General features: G+C 51.1%; 2 rRNA genes (1 of these 2 running past the window's edge). Both read left to right on the top strand.

Annotated features, from left to right (window positions below):
• Nucleotides 1-2,006: ribosomal RNA gene (locus B9Z37_RS14220) — 23S ribosomal RNA — on the top strand (it extends 874 nt beyond the left edge of the window).
• 161 nt (nt 2,007-2,167) lie between these two features.
• A 5S ribosomal RNA gene (rrf, locus tag B9Z37_RS14225) occupies nt 2,168-2,280 on the top strand.
• The last annotated feature ends 9 nt before the right edge of the window (nt 2,281-2,289 follow it).

Raw genomic sequence — 2,289 nt, forward strand, 5'->3', positions numbered from 1 at the left:
GTCATGGCGACTTACCAAACCAAGGCAAACTCCGAATACCGATGAGTACAGCTTGGGAGACAGAGCACCGGGTGCTAACGTCCGGACTCAAGAGGGAAACAACCCAGACCGCCAGCTAAGGTCCCTAAAATTGGCTAAGTGGGAAACGAAGTGGGAAGGCTAAAACAGTCAGGATGTTGGCTTAGAAGCAGCCATCATTTAAAGAAAGCGTAATAGCTCACTGATCGAGTCGTCCTGCGCGGAAGATGTAACGGGGCTAAGCCAGTTACCGAAGCTGCGGATTTGCAATTTATTGCAAGTGGTAGGAGAGCGTTCTGTAGGCCTGTGAAGGTGGTGGTGTAAACCCTGCTGGAGGTATCAGAAGTGCGAATGCTGACATGAGTAGCGTTAAAGGGGGTGAAAAGCCCCCTCGCCGTAAGCGCAAGGTTTTCTACGCAACGTTCATCGGCGTAGAGTGAGTCGGCCCCTAAGGCGAGGCAGAGATGCGTAGCTGATGGGAAACAGGTCAATATTCCTGTACCGATGACAAGTGCGATGTGGGGACGGAGAAGGTTAGCTCAGCCAACTGTTGGATATGTTGGTTCAAGCCTGTAGTCGTGCTCGGTAGGCAAATCCGCCGGGCTTAGATGAGGGGTGATAACGAGGGTGCTTGCACCTGAAGTGAGTGATACCCTGCTTCCAGGAAAAGCCACTAAGCTTCAGCTTGTCATTGACCGTACCGCAAACCGACACTGGTGCGCGAGATGAGTATTCTAAGGCGCTTGAGAGAACTCAGGAGAAGGAACTCGGCAAATTGATACCGTAACTTCGGGAGAAGGTATGCCCCAAGTAGGTGAACTCGAACAGAGGGAGCCCAACGGGGTTGCAAAAAATCGGTGGCTGCGACTGTTTAATAAAAACACAGCACTCTGCAAACACGAAAGTGGACGTATAGGGTGTGACGCCTGCCCGGTGCTGGAAGATTAAATGATGGGGTGCAAGCTCTTGATTGAAGTCCCAGTAAACGGCGGCCGTAACTATAACGGTCCTAAGGTAGCGAAATTCCTTGTCGGGTAAGTTCCGACCTGCACGAATGGCGTAACGATGGCCACACTGTCTCCTCCTGAGACTCAGCGAAGTTGAAATGTTTGTGATGATGCAATCTCCCCGCGGAAAGACGGAAAGACCCCATGAACCTTTACTGTAGCTTTGTATTGGACTTTGAACAGATCTGTGTAGGATAGGTGGGAGGCTTTGAAGCTGGAACGCTAGTTTCAGTGGAGCCGACGTTGAAATACCACCCTGGTGTGTTTGAGGTTCTAACCTAGGTCCATTATCTGGATCGGGGACAGTGCATGGTAGGCAGTTTGACTGGGGCGGTCTCCTCCCAAAGCGTAACGGAGGAGTTCGAAGGTACGCTAGTTACGGTCGGACATCGTGATAATAGTGCAATGGCATAAGCGTGCTTAACTGCGAGACTGACAAGTCGAGCAGATACGAAAGTAGGACATAGTGATCCGGTGGTTCTGTATGGAAGGGCCATCGCTCAACGGATAAAAGGTACTCTGGGGATAACAGGCTGATACCGCCCAAGAGTTCATATCGACGGCGGTGTTTGGCACCTCGATGTCGGCTCATCTCATCCTGGGGCTGTAGCCGGTCCCAAGGGTATGGCTGTTCGCCATTTAAAGAGGTACGTGAGCTGGGTTTAAAACGTCGTGAGACAGTTTGGTCCCTATCTTCCGTGGGCGCTGCAGATTTGAGGAAGCCTGCTCCTAGTACGAGAGGACCGGAGTGGACACACCTCTGGTGTATCGGTTGTCACGCCAGTGGCATTGCCGAGTAGCTAAGTGTGGAAGAGATAACCGCTGAAAGCATCTAAGCGGGAAACTCGTTTCAAGATGAGATCTGCCGGGGCCTTGAGCCCCCTAAAGAGTCGTTCAAGACCAGGACGTTGATAGGTCAGGTGTGGAAGCGCAGTAATGCGTTAAGCTAACTGATACTAATTGCTCGTGCGGCTTGACCCTATAACTTTGATCACATACCGCAAGGTGTGCATTGGTCAAGGAAGTTATGCCAAGTTGACGCATTCAAAAAAGGTCGAAAGACCCAAGCGCAAGCTTAAAATCTGATTCCAAGCTCTATGAATTTGTTGTCTTGACGCGAGTCAAGGTGACGCCAAGTTATGCCTGATGACCATAGCAAGTTGGTCCCACTCCTTCCCATCTCGAACAGGACAGTGAAACGACTTAGCGCCGATGATAGTGCGGATTCCCGTGTGAAAGTAGGTCATCGTCAGGCTTTTACAGC

The sequence above is a fragment of the Limnohabitans parvus II-B4 genome (assembly GCF_003063455.1).
GTDB lineage: Bacteria > Pseudomonadota > Gammaproteobacteria > Burkholderiales > Burkholderiaceae_C > Limnohabitans_A > Limnohabitans_A parvus.